The following is a 25,553-nucleotide window of genomic DNA, read 5'->3' as shown; positions in this document are numbered from 1 at the left end:
GTCTCCGGTGGTGTTCAGGTTCTTCTTGGTCGACGAACCACCTACCGGAGACCTCACCTGCTTAGGCCATCGACACGCCCGACAGCGCCAACTCCCAGCTCAACTTGCACGAGACGACTTCGATACAGGCCCTAAGAGAAGCGGTCGGCCATCGGAGCCTCGCTGTAACAAGTTCGAGATGAGCCCGAAGTAGATCAAGGAGGCCGGAGTTTCCGGCAGTTAGGGGAGGTTCAGGGTGTCGGCTCTTCGAGTGCGTGCGGTGATCGTAGTCGGCTCGACGGCCGTCTTTCTCGCTGCGCTACCTCCGGCGGGCGGTTTTGAGGTTTCAGCGGCGCCTGTGTCGACACCAGGCGATGCGTCTGGTCTTCTTCGTCCCGAAGCCGACTACATGGGTTCCTCTGTTCCAGTTTCTGAGCGTAGGGCGCAAACTCGTCGGGCGACGGGTTCCGCGAACGATGAGGCTCCGGCAGGTACACCAGGTTTGGACGTCAGTCACTACCAACAGGCGGTGAACTGGCCCGAGGTGGCCGCTGATGGCGCGAGGTTCGCGTATATGAAGGCGACCGAGAGCACCACGTATATCGATCCGACGTTCACGGCGAACTATGAGGGGGCAGCGAACGCGGGTCTTGTCCGCGGTGCCTATCACTTCGGGTTGCCGGACCGAGCATCAGGCGCCGATCAAGCCACGTTCTTCCTCGACAACGGTGGAGAATGGGTCAACGATGGTGAGACGCTTCCACCTGTGCTCGACATCGAGTACAACCCCTACTCGACTGCGGACTGGGCTGGATGGTGCTACAACCGTACGACCGAAGAAATCAGGGAATGGCTGACTGATTTCGTCACCACGGTGCACGGCCGCGTCGGTCGCTGGCCGGTGATCTACACGACTCGTGGCTGGTGGAACCGCTGCACTGGCAATGACACGACTGTGCCTGCTAACTGTCCACTGTGGATTTCGCCGGTGGCTTCGGACGCTGGTGGTCCGCCTGGAATGCCTGCGGGCTGGGGTGCGTACACGTTCTACCAATGGGCCAAGTCTGGTACTTTTCCCGGTGATCAGGACGTTTTCGTCGGCACCGTCACCGAACTCGCCGCCTTCGCTGCCGGTCCTGTCGTGTGACGAGGTAGGCGGAGTTGTCGTCTTGGCTGGGATGGTACGGCTTCCCGCTCGAGTGGGAAGCCGTACCTGAAGGTCAGTTGGTTTCGTCGGGTGTGGTGAGCCGGTACAGCACTCCGGCGCGTGCGATGAGCACCGTGAGTTCTTCGGTTGTCGGTCCGGTGACGGCTTGCCATGCGGCGCCGTCCGGCGTTGTGGCCGGCTGAGCAGCGGTGCGTCGTAGGCCTGTGATGCCTCCGCCAACGATCGTTCCGGTGGTGTCGGTGACGAGAACGCAGTCGGGCTTGGCGCCGTTGACGAGGGCCCAGCCGGTGATGATGGAGTCCCCGCGGCTGGGGGTTTTGCTGTCGAGCGCGGCGTGAGTTGTTGCTGGGCCCGCTGCGGTGATCTGCTGCGCGGTGGTGAGGTCCACGTGCCCGCCGAGTTCGAGCCCGTTGCAGCCAAGACTGAACGCATTGTTGAAGGGATAAGTGCCCAGAGCGCGGGCGGCGGGTATCGCGCCTCGTTGGATGTGGAGCGCTTCCAGAACGGTTGGTGCGTCGACGCGCAACGCGATGGCCGCCAGCTCCAAAGGTGTGTAGTCGCGTCGTACGTTGTCTGCTTTCAGCCCTCCGATCGCATGGGTGGCCAGTGACACGGCGACGATCAGGATGAGCGTGTGTCGTAGTGGCCATCGTGGTCGGTGCAGCGTGAGCAGTGTCAGCAGCGCGGTGGTGGCCAGTGCGGCGATGGTGACGTAGCGGCTGATCAGGCCGACGTTGCCGCCGGGGACTTGGCTGGTGGTGCGGCCGAGGCCGAGCATGATGGCGAGCGCGAGGCTGTAGACGGCGACACCGACCCAGCCGGCGTCGGTGAACGCGGCAGGGGCTTTGCCTATCCTGTCGAGAATGGTTCGGCTGATCAGCAGCGCGAGGAGGCTGCTGGTGGCGACGCCTGCGAGGACAGCGACAAGCGCGAGATCGGCCGACCACAATCCGCCGACGGCCGCGGCGACCACCGAGATGCGGCCATCGGGATCGAACGCGGAGGTCGCCAAGGACTGCTGTCCGGCGGGTTTGCTCAGCCACCATCCTGCGACCACAATCGCGCCGATGCCCGCGTAGACGAGAATCCGAACGCGGGAGTCGTTGCGCAGCCATGCGATCAACGCGATGACGAACCAGATTGGCAGCGCCGCGCCGAAACTCAGACATCCCATGGTGGCGGCGATCACGGCCGCCCACGGACGCCCGTGATGGCTGAATGCGATCGCGAGGGTGCAGAAGAACACTGCGGGTATCCAGCTGATGCCGTTGGTGCCTTGCAGCCACAATTCGGCGGCGTGCGAGCTGAACAGCAGCCAGGACATCCCCGCGGTAAGAGCTGCTTTCTTTGTTGGTCCCAGATGTGCCGGCAGCATGCTGCGCAGCGCGATGATCGACCCGGCTACCAGCACGACGGTGAGGACTGTGAGTACGCGGTTGTCGCCGCCGAACCAGGCAGCGTCGGCCCAGAACAGCAATGAGGGCAGGACGAATGGCTGGTCCAGGTGAAACGTGAAAACCTGGCCGAGCAGAAGACGGCCTTGGTCATCGGTGACCTTGGCCAAGACGTGCCAGTAGTCGAGCAGTACGTGCATCCGCGGCGCCCGGATGGCGGTCAGCAGCGCGAGGACTGCGGGAATGGCTGCGAATGCCCACAGTGCCCAGTATCTGGCTCGGGCCGCGTTTCCTGGTGTGGACACCGTTGGCGGGGAGGTGCGCGCCGCGGTGTTCACGACCGGTGCGGGCGAGTGGGTAGTCACGGAGCTCCTGCCGAGATGACGGGCTCACGCCGCCCGCTGGCAGTGGCGCGTGCATCGTGGCGGGCGCCACTGATCGTCTCACAGTCCACTGACCAGGAGTTTTACTTGATCATTACACGTTTGGCAACCGTGATCTTCGCCTCACGTGGAGGTGTAACAAGAGTGTTAGTTTCCGGCGATAGCCGGATCGGAGTGAGGGAATTTCGTTCCAGTGCTCGAAAAAGGACGATGCGGCACCTGTCGTGTCGTTGAGGAGGGGATCTGTTCGTGTTTCGGTTGTCTCGTGCTGTCCACATGACCCGCTGGGTCAGAGCTGTCGTGCTCGCGTTGGTGGCGATTTTGGTATTCAGTGGGACGGAGGCGGTTGCCGCGCAAGCGGACAACACCCCGAAGCCCCTTGACCCGCGCGACGTCGCGCTGCTGTCCTCGCCGCCGCCAACGCCGGCCGCACCCCAGTCACCCTCGGCGGGGGACTTCTCTGGGCAGGCTCGTCGAGATGGTGGCGCGGGCACCCATTTCGATCCGCAACGATCGAAGCCGATCTCTCGGTCGATGTTCGTCACCGAGTACGTCAACCCCGACGGCACGCATTCGACACAGCAGTCGAATCAGCCGCTCAACGTGCAGGACGGTGCCGGGAACTGGCAGCCCGTCCAGACCACGTTGGTCACCGATCCGGCCAGCAAACGCGCAGGCGCCGACAATCATCCGCTGAGCCCGTCCCTGGCCACGAAAGCCAACGACCCGGCGGTGCTGCAGGTCGAATCCGGCGGGCACACCGCCAGCCTCGCGCTCGAACAGGCCGCCCCGGTTCCGTCCGCGGTGAAGGGCGACTCGGTCAGCTACCCCGAGGTAGCCGCGGGCACTGATCTGGACTACGAGGTCACTCCTGGCGCGGTCAAGGAAACGATCAAGCTGAAGCGCCCGCCTGTCGACGGGCGTTCCTCCTGGAAGTTCAAGCTCACGACAGGCGGCCTTACCCCGAAGATCGAGAAGAACGGCGCGGTCACGCTGGCCGATCAGGCCGGCGTGGCGAAGATCGTCCTGCCGCCGATCGAGACCTGGGACTCCGCGGGCAACGGTGAGACGGCTCCGGCGATGACCGGCGGTACCTACACCCTCGAGCAGGCCGGTCCGGACTGGTGGCTGACCGTCGCTGTCGACGCGGCCTGGTTGCGTGACCCGAAGCGGGTGTACCCGGTCTTCGTGGACCCGACCTTCACCTACGGAGTCACCGAGTCGCACTCCTACCGTTCTGACGGCTACAACTGCGACGCCTGCGGTCTGCGTATCGGCAACAGCCAGGCCAAGGGAGACACCTACAACCGCAGCGTCTTCCACGTGGACTACTCGCCGCTGTTCGGCAAGAACGTGGTCGGCGCCCGGATGGACCTCTCACGCAACACCGGCGTCACCGGTTCGGTCAAGACCTGGAACGCCAACCTCTATCACGCCTCGGCCTTCGACTTCAACGGCGTCGGTGGCTACATGACCAGCTCACTCGTCGGCGATGTCGGCAGTTTCGCGGGCGAGGGCATGACCGGTTTCATCCGCGAGCGGGTCGACGCTCGTGACGGTGATGTCTTCTTCATGATGATCGGCGCCGAGAACGCCGGTACCTGGACCTACAAGAACCTCAACGCGACCCTGGTGGTCGACACAGGTTCCGCCCCGCCCGCCGCCAAACTCGCCGCTCCGGCAGACGGCACGGTGTCCACCTCGTTGACCCCGAAACTCGCGGTCGACCCGGTCACCGACCCGGACGGGGACGCGGTCAAGTACTGCTTCCGGGTCGCCACCGGCTCGGACGCCAAATCCGGTGTGGTCGTCGATTCCGGTTGCCAGGACAGCGCCAGCTGGACCATCCCGGCAGGAGTGCTGCAGGACGGAGTGGCCTACACCTGGCAGGCCATGACCTTCAGCGGCACCACGACCACCACCCCGACCTGGATCGGGCACTTCAAAGCCGACCAGCGCATCGGAGACCACGGCCCATCCCCGACCGACGACGCCGGGCCGGTCACGGTCAACCTCGCCAACGGCAACGTCTCCACCTCCGAATCGACGCCGACCTTCACCACCGTCGGCGGCACTGCCGGGCTGAGTCTCACCTACAACTCGCAGCAGACCGTCGCGCAGGGGCTCAAGGCCTCCTACTTCGCCGACCTGTCGCACAACGGACTCATCAACGACGCGCAGCAGCCCGTACTGGTCCGTACCGAACCTCAGGTCAACGTCGACTGGGGCGATGAGTCGCCGTTCGCTCCCGCGCTCGCCGTGGACTGGTTCGTCACCCGCTGGGAAGGCTTCTTCCAGGCTCCCGTGGCCGGGACCTACCAGTTCGCCGGCGTCCACGACGACGGCGCCGTGGTGTGGATCAACGGGGCCAAGGTCTACGACGTCGGGGTACCCAGCGATGTGAACTGGACTCAGTCCACGGACGTTACTTTGGCTGCGGGGCAACGGGTTCCGATCAAGGTCGAGAACGCGGAGGCCACCGGCGCGGCCAAGATGCGCCTGTTCGTCCGTACCACCGACGGCACCACGGTGCCCTCGCAGATCGTCCCGGCAGGCTGGCTTTACACCTCCGACCTGCCCACCCTGCCGCAGGGCTGGACGATGTCGGCCGACCTGGACGGCAATGGCGCCAGTTACACCGAAGCCAAGGTCACCGACCAGAACATCGTGCTGACCGACGCCACCGGCGCCAAGCACACGTGGACCAAGAAGAGCGAGGGCGGCTACACCCCACCGGCGGACGAGGACGGCGTGCTCGCGGTCGATTCCGCGGGCACGGTGACGCTGCGGGACGGCGGTGACGTCTTCACCTTCCGCGCCGATGGCAAGCTCGACACCCAGTCCAGCGCGACCGACTCCCGCAAACCCGCCTCCCTGCAGAACATCTACGACGGCACCCCGTCGAGGCTGGTCCAGATCAAGGATCCGGTCAGCGGCCGGGCACAGGTCCTGCACTACAACCGCGCCGGCGACGACTGCTACGGCGGCGCCACCCCGCCGCCCGGTTCGGACGCTACGGCGCCGTCGCAGATGCTGTGCCGGATCAGCTACTGGGACGGCAGCGAAACCCGCCTGTGGTACTCCCAGGGGCGTCTGGCCCGGATCGAGGATCCGGGCTCAGAGATCACCGACTACGGCTACGACGCGAACGGTCTGCTGACCTCGGAGCGTTCGCCGCTGGTCAACGACTGGATCGCCACCGACCCGGCCACCCGGTCCGCCGCTACTGACCTGCGTTCCGAGATCACCTACGACAGCTCGTCGGGCAAGCCCAAGGGTGTCAAGGTCGTCGACCCGGCACCGGCGACCGGTCAGCCGCGTCCCGCTACGACTTACCGCTACGACCCCGCGAACCGGCAGACCTTCACCGACACCGCCGGGCTGACTCCGGCGACCGGCTTCGCGAGCAAGGTCACCTACGACGCCGCCGACCGGACACTGTCCACGACGGACAGTGCGGGCCGGGCAACTAGTCTGGAATGGGGCGCCAAGGACCTTCCGCTGTCCATAACCGACCCGGCGGGCCGCAAGACCACCACGGTCTACGACTACGCCGATCGCCCCGTCGATACCTACGGACCCGCGCCGCTGTCCTGCTTCACCGGCCAGCTGCCCTCCGGTACCTGCGCCGGCGGGATGTCCCACGGGCACAACGGTTATGACGAAGGCATCAACGGGCTCAGCGCCGCCTTCTACGACAACATGACTCTCTCCGGTGTGCCGAAGGTGTACCAAACGGGGATCGGGCCGGCGGACGGCACGATCAAGAGCCCGTGGGAGTACAGCCCGGACGTCGTTCCCGGCATCAGCTCCGACTCGTTCTCGCTTCGCCTGACCGGTGACCTGGTCTTCCCGTCCGCGGGTGACTACAAGCTGCGGGCCAACGTCGACGACGGCATCCGGATGTGGATCGACGATCAGCTGGTCATGGACCACTGGCAGGTCAGCGACCCGGCGTGGCGCGAGACAACGGTCCACAGTGACTCACCCGGCCAAGCCAAGAAGATCCGCATCGACTACTACGACAACGGCGGCTACGCCAAACTCGACCTGGACTGGATCGCCCCGGGCCAAGCCGAGGAGCTCATCCCCGGCACCGCGCTGCGGCCGCGATACGGATTGAAGACCTCCACCACCGCGTCGGAGTCCGACGGGGTCGCCGACAAGGTCGGGACCTCCAAGTTCACCGAGAACGGCATCGACCCGGTCTACGGGCTCGCCACCTCCGGGCTGGCTGCCCCGACCGGTCTGAAGATCGGCGGATCCGTCTCCTACGAGGCGCCGGGGACCGGATACCTGCGCAAGACCGCCAAAACCATGGCGACCGGCGCGAAAACCACCTACGCCAACTATGGCGACACCGAAACCCGCACCAACCCCTGCCTCCCGGGCAGCCCGGCTGTCAACCAGGGCGGTTTGCCGCGGCTCGTCACCTCCGCGGCACCGGCGTCCGGCCCGGCACGAGTGGACGAACAGGTCTACGACGCCTCCGGCCGGGTTATCGCCGAAGCCACAGGCGGTCAGTGGACCTGCACCAGCTATGACGCCAGGGACCGGCCGCTGCAGGAAAAGATCCCGGCCAGCGCCGACGCGCCGGCACGGACGGTGACGCACGAGTACAAGGTGAGCGGCGACCCGCTCACAAGCTCCGTCGCCGACGACAAGGGCACCGTTACCACCACCAGCGACCTGCTGGGCCGGATGGTCGCCTACACCGACGTCAACGGCGTGCGCACCGCGACGAAGTACGACCAGGTCGGCCGGGTCACCACGTCGGCGGTCACTCCGCCCGACGCGGCTGATCAGACCAAGGTCGTGTCGTTCACCTACGACGACGCGGGCCGGGTACTGACCCAGAAGCTGGGCGACACGACCCTCGCGACCATCGCCTACGACAACGCTGGCGAGTTGGCCTCGGTCAACTACAGCAACGGCACCTCGCTGGCTTCGGTGTCCAAGGACAACGGTGCCCGGCTGCTGTCGCTGGGTTGGAAGACCAGCGACAACAAGGACGTCGTCTCCAAGGTGGGCCGCACGTCCGCCGGCACCATCCTCGACGAGTCCCTGGCTGGCCAGGATGCCAGGCCGAACGCGCCGAACTACGTCTACGACACTGCCGGACGGCTCACCGAGGCCTATGTCACGGGGCACCACTACACCTACGACTACACCTCGGCCGCTTCCGCGACCTGCCCGAACGGCAGCGTGAGCAACGCCGGACTGAACACCAACCGGATGCGGCTGCTGGACCAGACCGCCACCGGCACAGCCGAAACACGATACTGCTACGACGCCGCGGACCGCCTGCTCTCCACCGAGGGCGCGACCGCGCTGTCCGGGCTCAGCTACGACATCGACGGCAACACCACCGGCTGGAAGTCCGCCGACGGCAGCGTCACCACGTTGCGCTGGGATGGCTCCGACCGCAACATCGGCGTCCAGACCACCGGGCCGAACGCCGCCCTGAACGCGAACATCACCTACACCCGGGACGCGACGAACCGCATCGTGCGCCGCGACCCGCGCGACTGCGACAACAACACCGTCGTGAGGTACGGCTTCTCCGGTGACGGGGACACCCCGGACCTGACACTCAACGCCGACGGACGACTCACGTCGCTCTCGTTGTCACTACCCGGCGGTGTGCTGTACACCAGCAAGATCGGCAACGACGGGGCATTCACGCCGTCGTTCGACCACCCGTCGATCCGCGGCGACCTGGTCTTGTCCACCGACGCGGCGGGACACCAAGTCGGCGCCCTGCGCACGTTCGACCCATACGGCCAGCCGCTCAAGGCTGACGGCGCGGTCGACCCGCAGAACGTCCCCGACAACGCGCCGGGCTCGATGGACTACGGGTGGCTCGGCCAGTATCAGCGGCCCTATGAGCACACCGGTGGGCTGTCGCTGGTCCAGATGGGTGCCCGTCCGTACAGTCCGCTGCTGGGGCGTTTCCTCTCGGTCGACCCGGTCGAAGGCGGCTCCGCCAACGACTACGACTACGTGGCCGGCGATCCCATCAACGCGATGGACCTCGACGGAAACTCCTGGTTCAGCGCGATCGTCTCCGCGGTGACCAAGGTCGCCGAGGTGGTCTCGTGGATTCCGGGGCCGATCGGCGCGGTGGCCAGCGGCATCGCCGCGGTCGGCAACGCCATCCAAGGCAACTGGGGCGCAGCCGCGATGTACGCGTTCGGCGCGTTCACCGGAGGACTCGGCGGAGCCGCTATCAAGGCGGCGAAGGTCGTCGGCAAGGTGACATCGAAAGCCAAGGCAGTTAATCTGGCCGTCAAGACAAGAGTGGCCGCTCGGATCTCCAAAACACTCAACGGCGGTAAGCACCGAGTGGAAATCGCGCACGCGAAAGGGTGGACGAAGTACGATCTCGCAGGTAAGGCTCACTTTGAGAAATCTGTGAAGAAGTGGATCCCCACGCCGCACAAGTTTACTCAGGCGCGTAACGCTCGGGCTCCGCAAGGTCGTGGCAAGAAAGGCCCAACGTCTGTCATGAGCTGGAGGGACCTGGGGCGAGTCTACCGCCACTTGCGTCGATAAGATAACTAGAGTAGGTCAGGTGGGAAGGTAGTAGTGAAGTTCACTGGTTTGCAACCGTTCGGTCAGGTGACCGGACAGATTGACGTGACCATAGACGGGTTCGGTGATATCGACCTACGCAACGAGGCTCATATCATTGGCATCCGGTTCTTGCCCGGACAGACGTCTATGTCTCTTGTGTTCGACTTTGCCCTCGACAAGGCTGGTGATGATCGGATCATCTCCTTGGAGTTCGCAGTGGCTGAACTGTTGAGTGTTGAGCCGTACTTGCCCGAGGGCGTTGACCCCGGGTATGGCAATGCTCTGCTGTTCGGTATTGGGTACTGGGCTGACACTGAAGATGGACGAGAAGGCTTTACGGTTGAAATGACGACGTTCGAGGTCAGGTTCTACGCGACGGAAATAAAAGCTACGGTCGCCTGATTAAACTATTTAGAATGCGAGGTCCTTGCCCTGCGATTTCGTGCGGCAGGGACCTCGCCGCCGTTGCGTACGCCTTGAGCGGCTTAAAGAGTCAAAAGTCTCTTGTGGCAGGCTGTCGAACTGAATTGTCCACGTACTCGTCAACTATGCGCGGATTTTCTCTGGCGTTATCACGAGATCCGATGGCAGGCGAAAGAGAATTCTGGATAGAATTTGATAATGATGAAAAGGGCTGAGTGACGGGGGCTCGCGGCATCTGTGATCGGGAGTTTATGCACGGGTGATCCCCACAACGCCCACAGGGGCCGTCTGGGTCCGGCTAGCGCGTGCAAGATCCATGTGCCCTGACGTCCGCGCTGCCTGACGGGGTGACAGTGCGCTATGGCGCTGTCGCCAGTTGCCGTTCCTTCGTCGCTGGGCCGCGCCTGGGGGAGTCGCGCGTGGGCCGCTGCAACCGCGGCCAATGTTTGGATGGGGCGTCCCGGGCCGATCTGCTTGGCGGTCGTCAGGACGTCGGCCTTCTACAGGGTGACCGTGAACCGTTTCGGCGCCTCGCATGTCTTGGTCACGTACCCGTCGGTGACGAGCTTCTCCAACACGTTGTTGACCGCACCACGCGAGCAGTCGAGGTTCTTGCCGATCTTGGCGGGTTCGAAGCTCTAGCCCGGCCGCTCAGTCAGGTCCTCTTGTACGAGGGCACGTCGGTTCATTCCTGGATCCGCCAGAACGTCACAAGCGCGGTCAGAGCGCGGTTGCGGCTGATAGGCGTCCGAGGATGGTCAGCGGGACAAAGTTTTCCCCGTATCGGGCACCGATCCTGCTGCCCCAAAGACGTGCGAGGGTCTCAGCCATGGGGCCGAAGTGTTCGGCGATCGGTTGTGAGGTGTGGGCCGCGAGTGCTCGCTGCTTTCTCTCGAAGGTCGCGGTGATGTCGACGGTGGTGTGGGCTGGCACAGGGCCGTCTTCGGTGAGGCTGTTGTAGGTATCGGCGGCATAGACGCGTTGTGGATGACCTGTGGCAATGACGACGTCGGGTAGTGCGGCGGTGAGCGTGTGCGCGACATGGCGGTGGTCAGGGTGAACGTCGCGGAGCTGGTGCGTGATCACCACTTCCGGTCGGACGGCCAGCAGTAACTCGCGCAGGCTCGCCACGGTGGGCTCGCTGTACTGGTAGAGCTTGGCGTCCAGGATGGCTGCGCCCTCGGCTGCTTCGAGGTTTCTGACGGCATCTTCGTGGGAGGGCACGGCGACCGTGACCTCGGCGCCGGCCGCGGAGCACAGCGCCAGCGTTCCGCCAGTCCAGAGCTCGGCGTCGTCAGGGTGCGCCATCACGGTCAGCACCGAACGTGGCGTGCGCAGCGCGGCCATCACCAGAGCCCGAGCTTCTCGATGACTTCAGCGGGCCGCGGGAGTGGCGCGCTCGAGGTTCCGGTCGGCAAGATCTCCAAGGGGAGATCTGCGCGCATCCGGATGAGCTCGCGCCAGCCAAGCACCTGCTCCCAGGTCGCAAGTGCAGTCGCTCGCCTCGCACCGGTCAGTCGCCCGGAGTCCAGGATCTGTTCCAGGACAAGGTCTCCGGCCAGCAACTTGGCCGCCGTACCAAGCCCAACCCCTTTGATACCAGGGATATTGTCGGCCGGGTCGCCTTTGAGTGCACAGAAGTCCGGCCACTGAGCAGGCGTGACACCGAAGCGCTCGTAGACTTCGTCAGGCCCGATGTGCCGCTTGCCGCGTTTCATGACGGTGTTGAGTACTCGGGTCCGCGGACCGACGAGCTGATAGAAGTCCCGATCGCCGGACATGATCCACACTTGCCGGTTCGGGGTCTGCTGCCGTGTTGTCGCGACCAGGCTGGCGATCACGTCGTCGGCTTCGGCCGTGTCGATTTCGATCCACTGGACGCCGTAGAGAGTCAGGGCTTCCTGTACGTGGGGGATCGCGCGCAGCGGTTTGAGAGCGGCTTCGTCGCGGACGCGGTTGGCCTTGTAGCTGGCGTCGGCGTCCTTGCGATCCGCGGTCCCGTGTTCGCCGTCGAACACGACGAGCACCTCGGGCGGGGCCGGGAGCTCGTCGCGGATCGCGACCCGCAAGAGGGCGAAGAAGCCGAACTCGGCTGTCAGGTCGCGGGTCTTGTCACGTGACATGATCGCGGCGGGAAATCCGAAGGCCGCGCGCCATAAGAGGTTGTGACCGTCAACGAGGAGCAAAGGGACACCATCAGGCATCACCGCACCGCCTTTACGAATGTCGTGGCGACTGTGGTGGGCAGATAGTCCCGCGAGCGGTAGTACGCAGCCCTGGATAGGTCCGCGTAGCGTACCGGATCTTCGAGTAGCCCCTCGGCGGCACGCCAGAGGCCGTGTTCTCCACTCGAACGAGGGACAACGGCACCGCCAGCCCCGATCAGAGCGGACAGGTTGCCCACGTCGAAGGCCACGACCGGAGCGCCGACGCTCATCGCCTCCAACGCCACCAGACCGAACGTTTCGCGCAGGGACGGCACGATGACCAGAGCGGCCTGGCAGAACCAGGGCTGTACTTGATCCCAGCGCAGGCCACCGTCGCGGAACGTGCCGAGCGTCAAGTGCGCCGCGGAATCGCGGCATCGCCGTAGCTCAGCGGTTTGGGCACCTTCGCTCTGCTCGAAACCAGCCTTGCCGACGACGACGTCGACAGTTCGGTCGACCGAGCGCCCGGCGTCCAGCAGAGCCCGAACGTTCTTCTCCGGTCCCAGCCGAGCAAGCACGCGGATCGGACCATGCCGGCGCAGTGCCTCGCGCCAGCTGTAGCTAGGGGATGCGTGCTCATGGAGCAGCGCGTTCGGCACGACGTGCCAGCCGGTGGTGTCGTAACCGCGTTGGTGCGCGTGGTCGAACACGGTCCGGGACGGAGCGATCACCAGGTCAGCTCGGCTCACCGCCGGCGCCAGGTCTTCGTCATGGCCGACTACGTGCATCGCCAACACGGAGCGGACGCCGCATGCAGGCGCAAGCCGTCCGAGACCCCAGAGCGCATCAACGTAGACAGCAACGTCGACCTGGTGTTCCCGGTAGAGCTCGCAGAGTTCGTCGGCGATGTCTTGACGGCGAGAGCTGATCGCGTGACGGAGTTCGAGATCGTCACAGGGAAAGATGACGTTGAGGCTGGTCAGCTGCACCGTGTCGACGCCCTTGATCGCGGTGATGATGAGTGCGCGGTGGCCGAGCTGGCGGAGACCGTGGGCGAGTGCGGCCGTGGCGCGTTCCATGCCCGCGGGGGAGTCTGTGGCGTGGCTGACCAGTACGAAGGCGACGGTCAGCGGCTCGGCGGAGCTAGGCATGACGGGCGACTCCCTCCGGCGTTGGGAGCGGGAGGAGCTTGTGGTCAACGGGCGCTTGTTCCCAGGGGAAGACGACCCAGTCCGAGATGGTCCAGATCGAGTAGTCCGGCAGCACGGTGGCCCCGGTGTTGAGGCACAGGACCGCGGTAGTCAGCACAGCACTCGGGTCGGCAAGGCGACCCATTTCGGTACGGACGCGATCGAGGGTGGCTCCGCTGCCGCAAATGTCGTCCACGAGCAGAACGCACCCCTGCAGTCGCTGCCCGTTGAGCGAGTGTGTCAGAAGGTCCAGGTTGAGATGCACGTTGCCGGTGGCCTGCTGGTAGATCGCGTTCGCGCTGCGGTTGTGTCGGGCGTGGACGATGTGGGCCTGCGTGCCGAGCGCGGACGCGATCATGTGGGCTGGGGTCGTGCCGCCGTTGGCGATGCCGATGACGTGGTCGACGGTCCGGTGATCTTGCGCGATGGCCCGTGTCAGCAGCTCGGTCGCGGTTGCGAGTAGGTCAGGAGTAACACGCCAGACTTGGCGCTGTTCGAATACGCGGCGAGGTGTGCGCACTCCTACGCCGCCTTCTTCGACAGAGGACGCGTAAGCCGTCCTAGTCGGTATAGTGTGAGCCGTGCCGGTAGGCTGACCAACTGCCATAAATCGAAACTTGCCCAGCCGAGAATCGCGACGACGCTGGCGTCGAATATCGACCAGCCCATCGACGTGCAATAGATGATCGACAGTGGCACGGCAGGAACGCTGACGGCTCGCCGTAGCCATTCGCAGCCGGTGTTGAGGTCCGTAGTACTCGGAGGTTGTCGGCGGCCGTCAGTTCGAAGCCACGAAGCGCAGCGAGCGAAAATCATCACAAATATTGGCACCAAAGAGGTTCCGGCCAACCACGCCCACGGTCCAGGCAAGGCTACTGCGGCCAGAACTGCACACTTCAAAACGAAGGAGATGACTAGTGTAAAAGGAACCAGAGAGATGAGCAGGACCAGCGCAGGGTGTGCAAAGCTCTTGATGCAAGCCTTCGTCGCAGCCCAAGCCGCTTCATACTCGGCAGGCTGGTGATTATGGGGACATGTATTGAACATAGTGGACAGTGATCCCTTCGATCGTTGATGTCAGCTAGCCGCAGGTTCAAGTTCGCGCAAGGCGACGGTGAGCTGGCCAGGGGTGATGCCTGCGACTTTGGCCAGCGCTTCGACTGCATGAGGTTCGAGTGCTTCGATTGGCTGGGCACGAGCGGGGAGCTCCTTGGCGCGGACGGAAGCCCAACGCAGCAACGAGCTGAGCCGCGGGTCTGCGGTACAGGCAAGCGCCGCGAGGTCGACCATGACACGGCTGTCGTTGCGAGTCCGGAGCAATCGCACACGTGCTGTCACGCGACCCAGGAGCTCTTCTACCGGCAGGTCCAGCGCGACGCAGTACTGGAGCAGTCGGGTCACGGTCATCTGACGAGTGCCAAGCTCATGTGTGGCCATTGTCTGCAACGAAAGGTCCTTGTCCTGGCGCATTTCGGCACGTAGACGCCGCCGAGTCCACCCGCGTGCCTTGCGCGCCGCGCGTATCTCCTCTCCGAGGATCTTCGGGACGCAGTTCAGCTGATCATCGAAACTCATGCCGAACCGTCCCGTTCGGACAGGTTCAAGTCCTGGACGGTTCGCAAGGGCCGGATCGAGGAGATCTCGGTGCTGCCCGGCTGGTTGCGCCAGACCTGTCCATCCGCCCGGACCACGGTGAACCCACCTGCGGCCTCACGGGTTCGCAGCCGGACCGTCATCCCGGCGGTATCCAGGTGCCTGACGAGGTCGCGAGCCTCATAGTCCTCAAGCTGTTCAGCCTCAGCCAGCGACTTGCCCTCGCCGATCGGCAACATCTGCAGGAATGTGACCCCACGCGCGCCAAGCGCAGCGGCTAGCCTGATCGTCTCCTGCAGGCTGGTTCTGGTTGTTGAACGCATGATCACGGTCTGGATCTGGGTGGGAACGCCATAGGCCACCGACGCGCGGATCCCGGCGACAGCCCGGTCAAAACTGCCCCGACCCCGCCATCGGTCATGCAGGTTCGAGTCCGGTCCGTCGAGGCTGACCCGGATGGCGTCGACGCGGCCCGCCAGCGTCTGGGCGCGACGAGCAAGGTGCGTTCCGTTCGTGGTCACACTGACCGCGCAACCGTTTGCGACCAGCACGTCGAGGAGATCGGGAAGGTCTCGCAGGAGTAGAGGTTCTCCGCCCGAGATATCCACACCGAGTACTTCGGACTCCGCAAGCACGCGTGCGATGTGGAGGCGCTCGTCCTGAGGAAGTTCTCGCACGGACTTGTCGTCCAGGCAGTACGGGCAGGCCAAGTTGCAGCGCACCAGCGGGGACCAGCAGACACTGATTGGCGCGGTGGCCTGGAAGTCACCAGGGTGAACGACAGGCAGGCATTGAAGCTCGGTGTCGTCGAGCTGGACCCGGCCGAGCGCCGAGTACCTCCGGCAAGCGTGGGTGAGGCCGGTGAGCGGATCATGAATGATGCGGCGGCCGGCGTGCTCGCGGACGACAACGGTGCGCGCCGTCCCGGCATTCTCGCGGGTGTTTGTAGGCGTCATCGAAGAACCTCGCAGGAATTAAGCAGACGGGTCATGGCGGCCGAGAACGGCTCGGTGCGGCCGGACGGCGCGGGCTGCTGCATCAGGTGCCGGTAGTGGGCCAGCGTGGCGGGCCAGGTGGCGAGCTTGCGTTGCCACTGGTCCCGAGCGTCCCGTGGATCAAGGTGGAAGCCGACGGCTTGCCGCAGGGGAATGACCAGCAGGCCGGCGGCGATCAGGCAGGCGCCGAGGTAGGTGTCTTCCATGCCCCAGCCGAGCCGCCCGAATTCCGCGGCGAAGCCACCGACGTCCAGCACCGCGGCGCGCGGCACCGCGACCAGCGCGGTGACGACCATGCGGGGCAGGTCCCAGTCGTAGTAGAGCCGACCGTATCCGAGGTCGAGGAAGTCGTTCGTGTGGTCAAGCGGGCGTCCGTCGAGGGGCGTGTCGAGTGTGAGTCCGGTGTAGGGAAGGTGGACTCCCGCTGGAGGTCGCCAGACGACCCGATGGTCGGCGCCGAGGTTTGGTCGCATGCCGCGGCCGTCGAGCGTGTTCCGGTGGACCTCGTGGGGGAGGTTGTGGCGGAAGCCAACCAGCACCGATGTGTCGGTTGCGCGTGCGGCGATGTCGGTGATTACGTGTGGTGGTAAGACCATGTCGGCGTCGAGGTAGAGCACGGTCTCGCCTTCGCTGACGAACGTGCCGAGGTTCCGCGCGGTGGCTGCGCCCATCCGCCGTGGCAGCCGGATCAATCGGCTGACCGCTGGATGGCGGGAGGCGGTCGCGGCCGTGGTGTCGCAGCTCGCGTCATCGATGACGATGACCTCGAACTCGTACCTGTGGTACTGGCCATCGAGAGCGTCAAGAACCGCTTTCAAGCAATAGGCGACCTGATGCGCCGGGATGACCACCGACACTGCCCGAGCGGACGCGAGCCTCGAGTGCGCAGGCGTGACGTCATGCCATGCGAGGCCGGATATGGCTTCCCAGCTTCGCGTGCTCGTGGTGTAGAGATTGTTGCGCTGCAACAGCTCTTCCTGCAGGGAAGTCGTCATTCCCAGCCCCACAAACGAAGAACGCCGAGCAGGCCTTCCCATGACCAAGGATTCGTAATGATCGAGCCCGTCTCAAGCTCGGCGAGGCGGTCGAACAGTCGTCGCAGAGCCAAGAGGTAAAGCGGTTCCACGACGACAAGGAGGTGCCTCATCGATGGAGACTTGGCGAACTCGAAGTCCAGCTGCCTTGACACGGTGTGCTGGTGCAGCCGTAGCGCCTCGGACTTGGTGGCCAATCGTCGGTCGTAGGTGCTGATCAGTTCGTCCGGGAGCAGCAAGCCATGCTCCGCGGACAGGATTCGGACACGGGACCGATAAGGCGTACTTGCCGGGAAGCGTTCGCGCAGATTCGGTACGCACGCGCCTTGGTAGAGCTCCAGCGAGGGGACGGGGGCATTGGTGACCAGCTTCTCGCGCGAGCAGTTCACGATGATCAGGCCTTGTTCCGGTTCCAACAGCTTCATGGTTCGCGCACCACCCGAAGGCCGATGCCGGGCGAACTCAGTTCAGCCGGTGCGGCGTTGAGGAAGGTGCACTGCGCGTACAGCGGCGGCGCCGCGTACGAGCCGCCGCGGATGATGACGCCGTCGCCCATGGTGGTGCTGGCAGTCCATTCCCATACGTTGCCGGCCACGTCGAGCACGCCCTCTGGCGTGGCTCCGTCCGGATGGGTATCGACCCGCGTGACCGTGTTGTGTCCGGAGTCGCGCAGGTTCGCGTATGCCGGCTGCCACGGCGCGTCACCCCAGGGCCAGCAGCGTCGGAGCGGCCCGGCAGCCATCCACTCCCACTCCGCGGAACGTGGTAGCCGACCGCCGAGGCGCGCCGCTAGCGCGGTCGCATCGGAATGGGTGATGCCTGTGACTGGGTATCGCGAACCGATGCCATCGTTGCCAGGTACGTGGCCGTATGCGACCGGTGTCTGCGTCCACAACAGCGTCATGACGTGAACGGATCGCCCATCGTCTCCGAACCGGCACGTTCCGCCAGGAACTTCTTTCCATACCAAGGCCATCGTTCATCCCCCGATCAGGAACAGGTCTTCGACGTTCGCGCCCGCGCGGATTCGGCTTTTGGTCTCGTTCGGCCGCAAGCGAAAGTTCCAGAGCGCGTCGCTGATGGCGTCGAACGCCTCACGCGCTTCGTCTTGGCTGTCGGCGAAGGCGGCGTAGTTATCGGCAAACCTGACTACTCGCAGGCCGGATAGCTGTCCGTCCACTTGCGACAGGCGAAGGTTGATCAGCATGGGGGCTAAGCCAGAACCCGCGCCGAGGGGATGGGGCATGCCTGACAGGGCAGCCCGCAGGATGCCAAGGAATGAGCCGTCGTGGATGTGCTTCGCGTGCCAGTCGATGACCTCGTCCAGATGCGTTCCCTCGGAAACCGTTGCGACATCGGCGTCTGCGACCCACCGGAAACCCGCGTCGTGGAAGGTAGCCGCCTGACGGAGTGCGGTGACACGGTTGCGGCGGGGACGGAACCCGGAAACCCAATCTTGGAACTCCCGTGCTTCGAGTATCGGCTCGATGGCGTTGCGGAGAGTTCGATGGACCACACGATCCAGGACGGGCGGGATGAAGGTCTGTATGTTTTTCCCGGTGTAGGTCTCAATCGAGAATTCCCGCGTGGCGTTGGGATTCCATGTGCCGTCGGCGAGCTGGTGTGCAAGTCGAGGTAGTAACCGGCCCGCGTCACGTCGAAGATCGCGCCACGTCATCCCGTCGGCGCCAGATACGGAGGATCGTCGACCGCATTGCCGCAGGGCGAGCCGTAGGTGCGGCTCGGATAGCAGCGGCATCAAGGAATGCGACTGCGGACCTGTCTCGGTTCGGGGTGGCGGAGTGCGTGGAGATTGCGCTAGCGTGCGAGGTGTCTGGGCGGCAGGAACGATCCTCTCGTCACGTTCGACCGGCTCGCAAACCGACACGCGCGGGCCGTGACCGCAGGAACGACGGCCCCGCCCAGACGTTGTAGTTTGTCCGATCTCGTCCACGGCTACGACCCCTCCGCGTACGTCGTAGGGTCGGCGATGCCGTTCTGACTGAATGCTTCCCGACGTTCCACGCACGTTCCGCAGGTACCGCAATGTGTCGTCTCGCCGCGATAACACGACCAGGTCCGTGCGAAAGGAACGCCCAGCGACGTACCGATCCTGACGATCTCCGTCTTGCTGTGATCCATGAACGGAGCGAGCACCTCGAACTCGCCGACCAGCATCCCCTCGTTGGCAGTGCGGGTCGACTGCGTGAAGTTCTCGACGAACTCTGGTCGGCAGTCTGGATATACTGTGTGATCACCAGCGTGTGCGCCGAAAGCAACCGCGTCCGTTTTGCGGGCGACCGCAACGGCGACAGCGATGTCGAGCATGATCGCGTTGCGGTTCGGGACGATCGTCGCCCGCATCGAGCTGTCGGTGTAGTGGCCTTCTGGTACGGCAATTTGGGAGTCAGTGAGGGCAGATCCCTTGACTAGGCTTCCAAATGTCGTCAGATCGACGGTCCTATGAGGACAACCCATCATGCGGGCTATCTCGGTGGCGTAGCCGAGTTCGACGCGGTGTCGTTGACCGTAGTCGAACGACAGCAGCATGAGCTCTGTGCCGCGATCTGCCAGCCAGTACGCCAGCACCGTGGAGTCGAGGCCTCCGGAGGCGACCACGATCGCAGTGCGCGGGCTCTTTTGCTTGGCATAGCTGCGAACGACGGCAGGCATCGAACAGTCCTCCAGACTTTATGCGAGAATTGGTGATGGCGTAGTCGGCGATTAACCCTTGTGGCCACGAGGTACTGCACGGTGAGCTCGGTGCTGATCGACCAGCACATCGCGCAAGGCCGCTCGAAGCTGCCCAGCTTCGAAATTCGTCAGACGAGCGCAGTGTCCACCTGGCAGTTCGACTTCCAGGGTCCCAGTCGTCCGTCGCCGCAGATGCAGAGCTGTTCGCTTGCCTTGGGTGTCGTGGCACACGACTTTGCAGTGGTGCCAACCCAAACGACGAAGCAACGCGGAAGCGGGTACAGAACCCGCGAGCCGTTTCACGAGCCCTTGCAATCTCGCCGAAGGCCCAGACCGTGGGTTCCGGCTGTCGCGATCGCGTGGCTAAGCGTCGCCGACGGTCCTTCATCCGGCATGCGCCGATGTGAACCAGCGTGTGCGGAATCTGTGCTTCGCCTGCGCCGGACCGTCATTCGCAGTAGGCAAGCCGCGAACACCACGGCGGCGGTGGCCGTCATCATGATGATCATGCGACGTCGCCCCGCTGCCGCGTGCGCCTGCAGGCTGCGATGTTCCTACGTAGTTCCCGTTGACACACCGGCTGCATGGACGAACAAGGCGCAGCGAGCTGAGTCTTTGGGCATCGCGAAGCGCATGGCTCCGCGAATCGCTGGGAGAGCATTGCGTACTCCAATGGTCAGCGAGTCCCGAATTCTTTTGTCGAGCCGTTGTCCAGCTAATCGCTTGGCAACCGGCAAGGACCAGAGCGGCGATACTGCGCAGATAGAGCGCGCATAGGGCGTCGTAGTCGCTGACCTGCGAAGACTTCCGGCTTGTGACGCTACGTCGATCGGGTGAACATGTTCGACGTCGGATGCTGTGGCGCCTTGACCAGGCCAAACAACAGCGCGAGGATCACACATGGTTGACAAGAGGGGGCTGGCATGATGGAACGAAGGGAGCGGCTGGAAAAGCGTCGTGCTCTGATGGGGTTTACCCAGGAGTCGTTAGCGGCGCGCCTGGGGCTTGCCGTCTCGACTGTGGGACGCTGGGAGCGAGGTACCGGGACGCCGCAACCGTGGAATCAGCCCGATCTTGCCAAGGCGCTCGACGTCTCGCTCGATTCGCTCGCCGACCTGCTCTGCCCGGCTCAGGCTGCCGACGGCGACCGGGTCAGCCAATCGATGCTGCATCCGGCTCAGCTCGATGTCATCACGGTCGCGCACCTTCGCCAACGTGTGCAGTCACTAGACCAGCAGTACGACCGAGTTCCCTCGACCGCTCTGATCGCGGACGCGGGTCATGTGCTTGGGCAGATCGCGTTTCTGAGTCATCATGCGCCAGGCGGTCGCGCTCGACGAGAGCTTTGCTGTGTTGAGGCCGAAGCTGCGACGTTGATGGGCCAGCTGGTTTGGGATGCTTCCCAGCGGCGAGATCATGTCAACGCTCGCAGGTACTTCGACCAGGCGATCCGTGCCGCGCGCGAAGTCGGTGATATCGCGGCGGAAGGACATGCACTGCTCCGCACGAGCTATTTGGCTCTATACGGGGAAAAGGATCCATTTGCGGGTCTGCAGTTGACCAATTTGACAGCCGACACGACACACCGCACAAGTCACACGCTCACAGGCCTCGCTTTGCTCCACGCAGCCGAGGCGAACGCGATGTTGGGTGACACCGCGGCTTGTGAGGCAGCACTCAGCCAAGCGGAATCCCGGTTCGACCGGATCGCGTCGAGCGACGGCGCCGAGCACTTGTACTCGCCGACGCAGTTCAACAGGCTGGCCGGCTCCTGCTACCTATTCCTGGGTGACCATCGACGCGCGCAACAGATCCTTGAACAGGCGGCGCGGGCCACCGTGCGCCGCTCGAACAAGTCCCACGCGATCGTGCTTGGCAACCTGAGCCTCGCTCACCTAGGTCAAAGGCAACTCGACGCAGCGACGGCGACCCTCAATGAAGCCATCGACGTCGTAGAGGCAACACGCGGCGGTGGCGGCTTGAACGTCATCTTCGACGCCGGCCGCGCGCTTCGTGAGTGGCGAGACGAGCCCCTGGTCCAAGATGTATATGACAGGTTGCTGTCCTTGATGACTGTGGCGTGAGGAGCTGCGAGTGTCGAGTTCGAACGTGGATGACCTGAAGAACGCCGTTAGAACTCGCATCTGGGACCTTCTCCACCAGTACAAGGCCGTCCTTGACGCGGATGTGCACGGCCGTATCCCGAACTTCGTCGGCGCCGAGGCCGCGGCTGCCCGGCTGGCAGAGATGCCCGTCTGGCAGGCTGCGCGCGTGGTCAAGGCGGTGCCGGACAAGGCGCAGCTTCCCGTCCGGGCTGGTGCGCTGCGTGAGGGCAAGATCGTCTATATGGCGGTTCCGAAGCTTGCCAGGCCGAAGCCGTTCTTCCTGCTTGACCCCTCTCGGCTCGAGGTCACGGCCGAAGAGGCCGCGACAAGCAAGGTGGCCGCGGAGGTCGCACGTAACGTGGACGTCGACGAGCTTGCCGAGGTCGACCTGATCGTCTGTGGCAGCGTCGCGGTCAACCGTGAGGGCGTTCGACTTGGTAAGGGTGCCGGCTACTCCGACATCGAGGTGGCGCTGCTGCAGGAGGCCGGTCTCATCGGCCCTCAAACGACGATCGTCACCACCGTGCACTCCTTGCAGGTCGTGGAGGACGATCTGCCCGAGACTGAGCACGACTTCAGCGTCGACTACATCGTGACGCCTGACGAGGTCATCGCTTGTGGTCCTGCTCGACGTCCGGAAGGGTTGATTTGGGAGCACCTGAGCGCGGCGAAGATCGCTGCGATCCCCGCCTTGGCTGTTCGTGATCCGCGCGCGATGTAGCCCGGCAGTGTCGCGGTGCCGTGTCTTCCTGTCGAGCCTGGTCTAGAAGCACCACCTCCGGACGGTCGCGAGATGCTCGCTGATCGATCTGGAACGGGCTCAAGTCCCGACGATCACCCTCGAATTGAGCCGACGTGTTGGCTATCTGTGGCACGCCAACTATTGCTCGACGATGAAGCTCAGCCGATAGTCCTGGCCGGCGTTTCACGGTTGCTGTAGACCTCGATCCCGCTATCCGCCAAGCGCGCCGATCTCAGTGTTCTGACCGATGTGAGTGAACGTTTCGGGCAGTGTTTTGCGGTTAGCGTCGACTCGGCTCATGGCATCGGCATCAGCCGAGCTGGCCTGTGCCGTGGTCCGCTGTTTGCGATCCGCTAGCCTTCTGGCATGCAGATCAACCAGTCCGCGAAGCTATCGAACGTCTGTTACGACATCCGAGGACCGGTGTTCGAGGACGCTCGACGTCTGGAGAAGCAGGGGCAGGATGTCCTACGATTGAACATTGGCAACCCTGCCGCCTTCGGCTTTGAAGCGCCGCAGACGTTGCTGCGCGAGGTCATCGAGAACCTTTCGCGATCCCATGGGTACGGCGACTCGAAGGGGCTGTTGTCTGCACGCGAAGCGATCGTCCGATACGCCAAGAGCAAGGGGATCGCGAACGCTGACGCTGAGCAGGTCTACCTCGGTAACGGGGTCTCTGAGCTGATTACGATGGCACTGCAAGCGCTTCTCAATGACGGTGATGAGGTGCTCATCCCGGCTCCGGATTATCCCTTGTGGACGGCCGCGGTGCGGCTGTGCGGCGGCTTGCCTGTGCACTACCTGTGCGACGAATCGCAAGATTGGCAGCCGGATCTCGAGTACCTCGAGTCGCGGATCACTCCGCGCACGAAGGCGCTCGTCGTCATCAACCCGAACAACCCTACCGGCGCGGTGTACTCCACTGAGGTGCTGGAGACTATGACGGAACTCGCCAGGCGTCACAACTTGGTGCTCTTTTCCGACGAGATTTACGACAAGATCGTTTACGACGACGCTGAGCACGTTTCTACTGGGTCTCTTGCTCCAGACGTACTCTGCCTGACTTTCAACGGGCTTTCCAAGTCTTACCGCGTCGCGGGCTTCCGCACCGGCTGGATCTGTGTGTCAGGTCCACGTGAACACGCGAGCAGTTATCTGGAGGGCTTGGAGATCCTGGCGAACATGCGGCTGTGCCCGAATGTGCCGTCGCAGTTCGCTGTGAAGGTCGCGCTAGACGGTTACCAGAGCATTGATGATCTCGTTCTGCCTGGCGGCCGCCTGCTGGCTCAGCGTGACAGCGCGTGGACGTTGTTGAACGCGATTCCCGGCGTCGACTGCGTGAAGCCAGGCGGAGCGCTCTACCTCTTCCCCCGCCTCGACCCTGAGGTATACGACATCCGTGACGATGAGCGACTGGTGCAGGACCTCCTGCTGCAGTACAAGATTCTCGTCGTGCAGGGAACCGCGTTCAATTGGCCGCGCCCGGACCACTTCCGTATCGTTTCACTGCCGGCGGTCGAGCAACTGGCAGCCGCCGTCGAGCAGATCGGTGACTTTCTCGCCCGCTACCAGCAGTAGGAGCTCACCAGGTCGGTGGGCGGAGCTCCGTCCACTTCAGATGTTGCTCCAGCTGGTGGATCAATCCCAGCACTATCCCCTCCTGCCTGGCTCGGCCCGCGAGCATCACCCCGATAGGCAAGCCGTCCGTAGACCAATGAACCGGAACCGTCGCAGCGGGCTGACCAGTGAGGTTGTACAGCGGTGCGAACGGGTTGAAGGCTGCCTGCCGGTCCAATTCCGCTTCCGGATTCTCGTCGTCACGGAAAAAGCCGAGCGGCGCGGGTGGTTGAGCGAGTGTCGGACTTAGTATGACGTCATACCCTGCGGTGCTGCCCACTGCTCGGCGTGCCATCTGTTGGGCGGCGCTGATGGTGCGGGTGAGCTGGGTCGCAGACACGAGCTCACCTTGGGCGCGGAGCCACTTTGTGAGCGGTTGAAGCAGCTGTTCTTGTGCGGAATCGAGTGGCACCGTGGCGACGGTGACGGCGAACAGGGTACGGAAGATCGGTTCGATCTCCGGCGGGAAGGGACACTCCACCTCCTCCACGTGATGTCCAAGCGACTCCAGTGCTGCAGACGCGATCTCTAGCGCATCGAGGCACTCCGGAGCAACAGGTGCGCCCTCCTTGGCAGGTTGGCTGAATCTGGCGATACGGAGCGGGCGTTCCGCCTTCGCCGCCTGGTCCACAAAGCTGATTTCCGGTGCCGGAAGTGAGAACGGATCACCGGTCATCGGCACCGCGAGCGCGTCAAGCATCGCCGCCGTGTCAAGCGCGGTACGAGCTAGTACGCCATTGGCGTACAAGCCGATGATCTCGCCGCTGAACGGGCCTGAACTCACCCGACCGCGAGAAGGTTTAAGGCCGACCACTCCGCACACGCTGGCAGGGATTCGGATCGACCCTGCGCTGTCACTGCCTTGCGCAAGTGAGACCAGGCCGGCAGCTACGGCCGCCCCAGCGCCCCCGCTTGACCCACCTGCGGACTTGTTGGTGTCCCACGGTGTGCGTGCGGGAGGTGCGACCGCAGTCTCGGTGTAGCAAGCTGCGCCGAACTCAGCCGTGCTTGTCTTGCCGAGGATGACCATCCCCGCAGCACGTACAAGGCTTGTCACATTGTCGTCGTGCTCCGGAATGAAATGTGGTATCGCGGCTGAGCCGAAACGCGCTGGGATGCCTGCCGTGAAGTTGAGATCCTTGATAGCTGTGCATACGCCATGCAGCGGAGACAGGGTCTCGCCGGAAAGGATTGCGCGCTCTGCAACCTTCGCGGCCTCGGTTGCCGCTTCTGGGGCTACCGCTGAAAATGCCCCGACCAGAGGATTGATCTTGTCGATGCGGTCGAGATAATGTGCAGTGAGTTCCCGGGGGCTGACCTCTCGTCGCCTAATTGCAGTAGCTTGCTCTGTGGCGGTCAAGTCATGCAATTCGGGCATCTACCTACTCCATTTTACAGTTCTTAAACTGTGTATAGTTCGCGCGACGCTAGCTTTCTAGCGGTCAGGCCAGTTCGGTGTCAAGCGCTTATGCGACTTTCCGAAAAATGCGGAAGGGGCACGTCTCGGTGATGT

The 25,553-nt window shown here is 64.0% G+C and carries 19 protein-coding genes; 6 read left to right on the top strand and 13 right to left on the bottom strand.

What is annotated here, in order from left to right; genetic code table 11:
• Positions 1-481: 481 nt before the first annotated feature.
• Complete coding sequence (locus tag ACFV15_RS31250; RefSeq protein WP_378354760.1) at positions 482-1,126, top strand: GH25 family lysozyme; 645 nt, start codon at positions 482-484, stop codon at positions 1,124-1,126.
• A gap of 73 nt (positions 1,127-1,199) precedes the next feature.
• Here the strand turns inward: ACFV15_RS31250 and ACFV15_RS31245 are convergent, their stop codons facing one another.
• Complete coding sequence (locus tag ACFV15_RS31245) at positions 1,200-2,906, bottom strand: DUF2079 domain-containing protein (protein ID WP_378354755.1); 1,707 nt, start codon at positions 2,904-2,906, stop codon at positions 1,200-1,202.
• Positions 2,907-3,458: 552 nt separating this feature from the next.
• On the opposite strand from ACFV15_RS31245, the gene ACFV15_RS31240 reads away from it, so the two are divergent.
• Together ACFV15_RS31240 and ACFV15_RS31235 are read left to right on the top strand one after the other, a co-directional pair.
• Positions 3,459-9,479, top strand: a complete 6,021-nt coding sequence (locus ACFV15_RS31240; RefSeq protein WP_378354754.1) for a PA14 domain-containing protein — start codon at positions 3,459-3,461, stop codon at positions 9,477-9,479.
• 33 nt (positions 9,480-9,512) lie between these two features.
• Positions 9,513-9,902, top strand: coding sequence for a hypothetical protein (locus ACFV15_RS31235; RefSeq protein ID WP_378354753.1), 390 nt, complete (start codon positions 9,513-9,515; stop codon positions 9,900-9,902).
• A gap of 741 nt (positions 9,903-10,643) precedes the next feature.
• Here ACFV15_RS31235 and ACFV15_RS31230 read toward each other — a convergent pair.
• The 11 genes from ACFV15_RS31230 to queC form a co-directional block, all read right to left on the bottom strand.
• Positions 10,644-11,270, bottom strand: a complete 627-nt coding sequence (locus ACFV15_RS31230) for a PIG-L deacetylase family protein (RefSeq protein WP_378354758.1) — start codon at positions 11,268-11,270, stop codon at positions 10,644-10,646.
• Positions 11,270-12,109 (bottom strand): 5'-3' exonuclease H3TH domain-containing protein, encoded by an 840-nt coding sequence (locus tag ACFV15_RS31225; RefSeq protein WP_378354752.1) that lies wholly within the window; start codon positions 12,107-12,109, stop codon positions 11,270-11,272. Before ACFV15_RS31225 ends, ACFV15_RS31230 begins: the two co-directional genes overlap by 1 nt.
• A gap of 17 nt (positions 12,110-12,126) precedes the next feature.
• The gene (locus ACFV15_RS31220) at positions 12,127-13,221 is read right to left on the bottom strand and encodes a glycosyltransferase family 4 protein (protein ID WP_378354751.1); all 1,095 of its coding nucleotides are present in this window, start codon (positions 13,219-13,221) and stop codon (positions 12,127-12,129) included.
• Positions 13,214-13,780 carry a phosphoribosyltransferase gene (locus ACFV15_RS31215; protein WP_378354750.1) on the bottom strand — a complete coding sequence of 189 codons (567 nt, stop codon included), beginning with the start codon at positions 13,778-13,780 and terminating at the stop codon, positions 13,214-13,216. The genes ACFV15_RS31220 and ACFV15_RS31215 overlap by 8 nt, the downstream gene beginning before the upstream one ends.
• Before the next feature lie 557 nt (positions 13,781-14,337).
• Complete coding sequence (locus ACFV15_RS31210; protein WP_378354749.1) at positions 14,338-14,835, bottom strand: helix-turn-helix domain-containing protein; 498 nt, start codon at positions 14,833-14,835, stop codon at positions 14,338-14,340.
• Positions 14,832-15,809, bottom strand: coding sequence for a radical SAM protein (locus ACFV15_RS31205; RefSeq protein WP_378354748.1), 978 nt, complete (start codon positions 15,807-15,809; stop codon positions 14,832-14,834). Before ACFV15_RS31205 ends, ACFV15_RS31210 begins: the two co-directional genes overlap by 4 nt.
• A complete protein-coding gene (locus ACFV15_RS31200; protein WP_378354747.1) occupies positions 15,806-16,843 on the bottom strand; it encodes a glycosyltransferase family 2 protein in 1,038 nt (345 codons plus the stop codon). Before ACFV15_RS31200 ends, ACFV15_RS31205 begins: the two co-directional genes overlap by 4 nt.
• A complete protein-coding gene (locus ACFV15_RS31195) occupies positions 16,840-17,307 on the bottom strand; it encodes a DUF6884 domain-containing protein (protein WP_378354745.1) in 468 nt (155 codons plus the stop codon). Before ACFV15_RS31195 ends, ACFV15_RS31200 begins: the two co-directional genes overlap by 4 nt.
• Positions 17,304-17,786: a formylglycine-generating enzyme family protein gene (locus tag ACFV15_RS31190; protein WP_378354744.1), complete on the bottom strand. Its 483-nt coding sequence runs from the start codon at positions 17,784-17,786 to the stop codon at positions 17,304-17,306. The genes ACFV15_RS31195 and ACFV15_RS31190 overlap by 4 nt, the downstream gene beginning before the upstream one ends.
• Before the next feature lie 75 nt (positions 17,787-17,861).
• On the bottom strand, positions 17,862-18,641 hold the full coding sequence (locus ACFV15_RS31185; protein ID WP_378354743.1) for a reverse transcriptase domain-containing protein: 780 nt from the start codon (positions 18,639-18,641) through the stop codon (positions 17,862-17,864).
• A 197-nt stretch (positions 18,642-18,838) separates the two neighbouring features.
• Positions 18,839-19,555 carry a 7-cyano-7-deazaguanine synthase QueC gene (gene queC / locus ACFV15_RS31180; protein ID WP_378354742.1) on the bottom strand — a complete coding sequence of 239 codons (717 nt, stop codon included), beginning with the start codon at positions 19,553-19,555 and terminating at the stop codon, positions 18,839-18,841.
• 944 nt (positions 19,556-20,499) lie between these two features.
• Here queC and ACFV15_RS31175 point away from each other — a divergent pair.
• From ACFV15_RS31175 to ACFV15_RS31165, 3 genes are all read left to right on the top strand, one after another.
• Positions 20,500-21,660, top strand: coding sequence for a helix-turn-helix domain-containing protein (locus ACFV15_RS31175; RefSeq protein ID WP_378354741.1), 1,161 nt, complete (start codon positions 20,500-20,502; stop codon positions 21,658-21,660).
• Between the two features lie 10 nt (positions 21,661-21,670).
• Positions 21,671-22,402 (top strand): 5-formyltetrahydrofolate cyclo-ligase, encoded by a 732-nt coding sequence (locus ACFV15_RS31170; RefSeq protein WP_378354740.1) that lies wholly within the window; start codon positions 21,671-21,673, stop codon positions 22,400-22,402.
• Between the two features lie 387 nt (positions 22,403-22,789).
• On the top strand, positions 22,790-24,001 hold the full coding sequence (locus tag ACFV15_RS31165) for a pyridoxal phosphate-dependent aminotransferase (protein ID WP_378354739.1): 1,212 nt from the start codon (positions 22,790-22,792) through the stop codon (positions 23,999-24,001).
• 4 nt (positions 24,002-24,005) lie between these two features.
• Here ACFV15_RS31165 and ACFV15_RS31160 read toward each other — a convergent pair whose 3' ends face one another.
• On the bottom strand, positions 24,006-25,418 hold the full coding sequence (locus ACFV15_RS31160; RefSeq protein ID WP_378354738.1) for an amidase: 1,413 nt from the start codon (positions 25,416-25,418) through the stop codon (positions 24,006-24,008).
• Positions 25,419-25,553 lie beyond the last annotated feature (135 nt).

It is taken from the genome of Amycolatopsis sp. NPDC059657 (assembly GCF_042734395.1).
Classification (GTDB): domain Bacteria; phylum Actinomycetota; class Actinomycetes; order Mycobacteriales; family Pseudonocardiaceae; genus Amycolatopsis.
The sequence above is the reverse complement of the archived record's forward strand: the minus strand, read 5'-3'. Positions and strand labels throughout refer to the sequence as shown.